This is a genomic window from Desulfosarcina sp. (genome assembly GCF_033791525.1).
In the GTDB taxonomy this organism is placed as follows: Bacteria; Desulfobacterota; Desulfobacteria; order Desulfobacterales; family Desulfosarcinaceae; genus Desulfosarcina.
Genome location: NZ_JASJGN010000096.1, coordinates 1 through 5,741, shown reverse-complemented (window position 1 = coordinate 5,741; position 5,741 = coordinate 1). Strand labels below are relative to the sequence as shown.

At 54.4% G+C, this 5,741-nt stretch carries 5 protein-coding genes; 1 reads left to right on the top strand and 4 read right to left on the bottom strand.

Going from position 1 to position 5,741, the window contains the following annotated elements; genetic code table 11:
• Nucleotides 1–352 precede the first annotated feature (352 nt).
• Complete coding sequence (locus QNK41_RS04610) at nt 353–1,024, bottom strand: CBS domain-containing protein (protein WP_319254230.1); 672 nt, start codon at nt 1,022–1,024, stop codon at nt 353–355.
• Nucleotides 1,025–1,042: 18 nt separating this feature from the next.
• Nucleotides 1,043–2,887, bottom strand: coding sequence for a GNAT family N-acetyltransferase (locus QNK41_RS04605; protein ID WP_319254228.1), 1,845 nt, complete (start codon nt 2,885–2,887; stop codon nt 1,043–1,045).
• 607 nt (nt 2,888–3,494) lie between these two features.
• On the opposite strand from QNK41_RS04605, the gene QNK41_RS04600 reads away from it, so the two are divergent.
• Entirely contained in the window at nt 3,495–3,695 is a 201-nt protein-coding gene (locus QNK41_RS04600; protein ID WP_319254226.1) for a cold shock domain-containing protein, read from the top strand.
• 151 nt (nt 3,696–3,846) lie between these two features.
• On the opposite strand, the gene QNK41_RS04595 is transcribed toward QNK41_RS04600, so the two are convergent.
• Entirely contained in the window at nt 3,847–5,208 is a 1,362-nt protein-coding gene (locus QNK41_RS04595; protein ID WP_319254224.1) for an acetyl-CoA hydrolase/transferase family protein, read from the bottom strand.
• Nucleotides 5,209–5,603: 395 nt separating this feature from the next.
• Nucleotides 5,604–5,741, bottom strand: a 138-nt coding sequence (locus QNK41_RS04590) for an acyl-CoA dehydrogenase family protein (protein WP_319254232.1), incomplete at its 5' end; no start/stop codon positions are given.

Sequence of the window (5,741 nt, the reverse complement as noted above, 5' to 3'; positions counted from 1 at the left end):
ATGCAAGAACTGCGGCAACGAGGCTGAGATGGTGATCACTTGTTCCCTCGAAGAAGAGAAGACGGTCACCGCGACACCTCATGTCGTACCCAAAGACAAGGGTAAGACGGAAGGTCATGCCGTGTGCAGCCACTGCGGCGGTGAAGCGGATATCTGGCTGGACATCTGACGACGGCTTATTGATACCCGGTCTTTTCAAGCGATAAGAATTATCCAATAAAACAAGGGCTGCCTGCCAACGGATGGGCGGCCCTTTCCTTTGCGCGAATCTGCCATCCCGCTTCCGGCTCGTCTGAACGATGAAAACACCCTGGCAGTTCGGATCCGGCTTGAAAGGGCCGGATAAAAACCATCAGCGCCGCTGATTGATGTACCATTCGATGGGGTCCAGAATAGTATAGCCCATATTGCGGAGTTTCTGCTTGAGATTGACCACGTTTTTGGTCAACAGATAGGGAAAGACGGCTCGTTTTCCGGGGCTCCAGTTTCTGTATACGAGAATGGATCCGAAGGTAATGTTCTCCGAGACAAGGGCGTGGATGATGCGCTCCATTTCTTCGATTTTTTCATCAACCACAATACCCAGCAAGGCGCCCGGTTCCTTGATGCCCAGCACATGGATAAAGGCGTTTAACAGATCTCTGTCCGAAACGATGCCCACCACCTTGAGATTCTCATCCACAACCGGAAAGGCCCCCACTCTCGCTTTTTCGATCAGCAGGAGCGCATCCTGAAGGGTTGAAGACAGGGAGACGGAAATGGGGTCCTTGGTCATGATATCCTCGACCGAAACACCCGTTGCCCTTGCCGCTTCCATCTCCTTGATCCCGTGGTCGTGGAAATACTTTGATGGCATGGCACTGCGTATATCGCGGTCGCTGACGATGCCGATGAGGGTGTTGTCCGATCGGGTCACCGGTATGTGGCGAATCCGACAGCGGATCATCAGTTTCCTGGCTTCGGCAATATCCGTTTCCCTGCTCAGTGTGACAACATCCTTGGTCATGAATTTACTGATAAACATGGGACACCTCCCTTATTTTTAGGACGGATCAAACGGGATGGTGACATGGTAGACACCATTTTCCATTTCCGTCAGAATCGTCAGGCCGCTCTTGTGAAAAACCTTCATCATGGCGCTGTTGGAAACCAGTACATCAGCCCAAAAGCCCTTGATGCCCTTCTCCCTGGCCAGTCTGACGAGAAGCTTAAAAACAAAAGTGGATATGCCTATCCGCTGATAAGATTCGTCCACGACAAATGCGATTTCTGCCCAGCCACCATCTGGATCCACGAGATATCGCGCTTCGGCGACGATAGACCCATGCCCGGGCTTGCCGACAACACCGACGATGGACATCACATCGTTCCAGTCGACGTTGACGTAGGTCTGCATGCGGGTATGCGGCATGGCCTTAAGAGAGGAAAAATATCGATAGTAGACCGATTCGTCTGAAAACCGGTAAAAAAGCCGCCTCATTTCTTCTTCGTCAGAAGGCCTCATGGGCCTGAACCGGATCTCTACATCGCCCTTGAACCGTTGACGTTCTTTGATCTGTGAAGGATAGTGGCGGGCGCTTTCCGCCAGGTAGATCTGATCCCGATAGAGGATGTTTTCACGCTTTGCCTCAGCGATCAACCCGACGCGATCGTCGGGGTGGGCGATTTCTATCAATGCCTGTGCCCGTTCCCGGAGGGTGAGGCCCTTTAGGCTCGCTATCCCGAATTCCGTCACCACATAATCCACGGCCTCTCTGAAATCGACCCGGTTTTTCAACCCTTCGATGGAAACCGTGATGTTGGCGGTACCCTGGCGGCTGCGGCTGGGCAGCCCGAATACCGTGTACCCCCCTTCCGAGATCTGGGCGCCATTTAAAAAGGCGAGCACCTCGGCCGGCCCGGACACCACATTGCCCAGGCCCGTGTGCAGCGCGATTCGTCCGGTGATATCCGCCCTCCTGGCGGAAATAATGGCCACAAAACGCGGATTCCGGCCGATGCTCAACGGGTCGAAGACCTTGTCCATCGGTTGAAATTCAACCCCGGGGTTCTGGTCCAGCCATTCAAACAGCTGTGCCGTACCGCATGCATAGGAAGTAATTGATTTTCTTTTGAACAGCTCTTTGTAACGGTTGGTGACCGCGCCGCTTTTCACCAGATCCATCAGGGCGTCGCTGAAAAACGGTGAGTGGATACCCAGATGCTGCTTGCGGGTCAGCGCACGACCGACGGCTTCAAACAAGGGGCCCAAGGAAAAGGCAACGCAGCTTTGATCTTCAATCAACGGTTCGATATTGGCGGCAATCAGATCATAGACCGGTTCGGCAGGCCACCGTTCAAAGTAGACCGGCGGCTCGTCCGATTGTACCAGCATGTCGAAATCGGAAATCTGGACGAACGTATCACCCAACGTGCGCGGCACCTGGGTGTTTATCTCCCCCACGACGAGGGTGGCCTGTTCCATGGCCAACCGGGCGACGTCTACGGAAACGCCCAGGCTGCTGTAACCATCCTTGTCCGGAGGGGTGATCTGGACAAAAACCGCATCCACCCGGACCTTCCGCTTTTCTATAAGTTCGGGAATCCGTGACAGGTAGCAGGGGATCAGGTCCACATGGCCTGCGGTGATCGCTTCGTCGGCCACCCAGCCGGAGAAAAATGTTTTCAATCTGAATTTCTGGCTCTGGAGGTTCTTCAGCGATATGGCATCGGCGAAGCTGACAATCTGGATCAATTCGAGATCCTGGAGTTTGGCACTATGGGCCGCCATCAGGTGTTTCACCAGTGTTCGGGGTTCCGCCGCCCCGGTGGAAAGGAAGACGCTCATGCCGGGGCGTATCCGTTCGAGAACGGCGTCCGCGGGGACCAGCATTTTCTCCCATTCCATGGATCACCCCCATTGTATCATCGAAATCATGCAAGCCTCATGACGCATGTGAAGCATCTTTTCCTTTTCGTATACTCAAGCTTGGCGCTGGATACAGGATGAGGCACAGGTTTCAGGCGACTGGCTGGCAATGGATGGTCACCTGTTAACAATCGACTGGTATCGCCCGGCACATCGTGCGGCAAGAAGAAAATTCGGGGAGTCATCAACGTTTCGGATGCTTGTAAAAAGAATAGCACAAGCCGTTGTTACGTCAAGAAGATTGTCGGGATAACGCGACCCTGAGCGTTAAGATACATTACCACCCATTCGCTTTGAAAAAGGTTTACGGAAGCCATACCTTCCTTTGGGCCAAATGGCAAACCATCCGGCGGTGCGTCAGGAAAACCGCGTGCAATCCGCTGGAAAATGGCCTATGATGGTATTAACTTAAATCATGCTCGGCGGCGGGGGCCAGGTAGGCAGCCGGGCGCATCGGGAAAAAAACCGTAGAGTTCACCACCGATGGGAGGTGAGCGCCCAGAAAGGGTCAATCCGCGATGTTGTGCATTCCTCGGTAAATATCCTGAGCGACTGCGCAAGGACACAAACAAAAGAGAGGCGTCTGATGGAAGGTCACATTAAATGGTACGACGAAAAAAAACGTTTCGGGTTTGTCACCACCCAGGAAAACGAAGATATTTTCCTGCATGTGTCGGGCATCAAGGAGTACGGCCATTTCGGCCTGCAGCGCGATGACCGCGTGGAATTCGAAATCAGGGAAACGGCCAAAGGGAAGCAGGCCGTGAATCTGAGGCCTATAAAATAGGGTTCACTTCAGATTGAAAGGGCACCCCTTTGTCCGGGGTGCCCTCTTTTTTTTCACCGCACCTGCCGATCCTCCCCTCGTTCATTCCTTAACCCCCTCAGATTATCCGGGACGCACCATCTCAAAGCGGCTTTCTTGGCAAGCTTCGCCTTCATACCGTTTCGTAGGGGTGGTATCCTTTGGGGACGCCATCGGTCAGGGCACCCTTCGCATGGTGGAATTCGGGGCTGTCGTATATTTTTTTCAACAGGCCATCCTTGAACCGGGGCGCTGCCAGATGGGCCATGCCCACGGCCCGTTCGGAAAGGCTCAATCCCCGGGGGTCGAAAGCCCCGTTTTCGGTGACGATAACCACAGGATCGGCGGCAATGGCCGTGGTGGTTATACCCTCCGGACACATGTCTACGATTTTCGACAGACCCTTGGCCGTAAACGATTTTAGGGCAATGATCGGCACCCCACCTCTGGAAAGGTTGGCGCCACGGATGAAATCGCACTGGCCGCCTACCCCGCTGTAGATCTGCCGGGCTTTCATGGAGTCGGCCCAGATATTCCCGTGGAGATCCACGCCGATGGCGCTGTTGATGGAAACCATGTTGGGTTGATCGGCAATGGTGAGGATACTGTTGGTGTAGTCCGCAGGTCGGATTTGAACGGCGGAGTTGTAGTCCAGCCAGTCGTAACCCCCTTGACTGCCGGCCAGAAAAATCGAGGCAATGCTGAACTTGTTGCGTGTGCTGGTGTAGCGGTTGGTCACCACGCCTTCATCTACCAAGCGGCGCATGGCATCAGCAAACAGCTCGGTGTGTATGCCCAGGTCCTTGACACCCTTTTCCAGGATGGCATCGGTAACCGCCTCGGGTACCTGGCCGATTCCGTACTGGATGGTGCTGCGGTCCTTAACGAAAAAACCGGCAATGATCCTTCCAATCCTGCGGGCCGGCTGGTCCGGCGGCTGCACCGGACTAATGGGCAGGGGGTAGTCGGTGTCGAGCAGGTAGTCGATCCAGGCACCAGGGACGGTGTCTCCCAGCACGAAAGGCATCTGGGCGTTGCGTTCGGCGACCACCAGTCCGTTGTTGGCCCTGACCGTTTCAATGGCCGCCATCACCCCCTCCATGGTGGTGCCCAGGCTGTAGTTGCCGCCGTTGTCGGGTCCGGCGACGGTCAGCATGGCCACGTTGGGTTTCAGGTATTCGCGGACCTGCATGGGGATGTCGCCTAAATGCATGAGCTGGTATTTGGCCCATCCCTTGTTGGCGGGCTCCCGGGTGTGGTGGCTGTTAAATATAATGCGATGGGTGATTCGATTGCAGACTGCTTCGGCAAACAGGTCAGCCACATCCCCGAGAAAGAGGACGCCGATCAGTTCCACCTCCCGAATCGTTTCATCGGCAGCCAACTGCCTGAACATCACCTGGGGCGTGGCCGCGTTCCCCGACGCGTAAATCCGGCTCCCCGGCGGCAGCAGGGTGTCATTGATAATCTCGGCCACGTTATTGACGATTTTCATCTTGTCCTCATGGTCTGCTTGGGTTGTTCGATCTGAATCGAGGCATCTGATATTCAAAAAAACAGTATTTTAAAATTGAAATGCCGCAAAGCACAACGATAAACTAAAAAAGGGATTGAGAAACAACCGACACCGGCTGTTTCCCAATCCCTTGTGAAATTTTATGAAGACTGACTTTTCAGATGAGGCTATCGACTGCGAACGAATGTCAGGAAACCGATCGCCTAAGTCAACACATGAATTCGCTCCGACGTTATATTCAGAAGTGGCAGGTTGAGGTCCGGATCATGTGATTCGGTCAAGCCCTGGCGGGAAATGACGCCTTCAAACCGGTCACGGCAGGCAGCCGCACCTCCAATTCCCCAATCCCTCAATACCCAATTCCTGAAATCGTACTATCGGTTGGCCTTTCTATACCCCAGCTGGTCCAGGGCGATGATCCACTTGCAGATGTTGGCCGATCCCTCCACCATGTAATAGGTCGGCGTGTCCCGGTAAAACCGTGCCACCGGGTACTCCGTCGAGTAACCGTA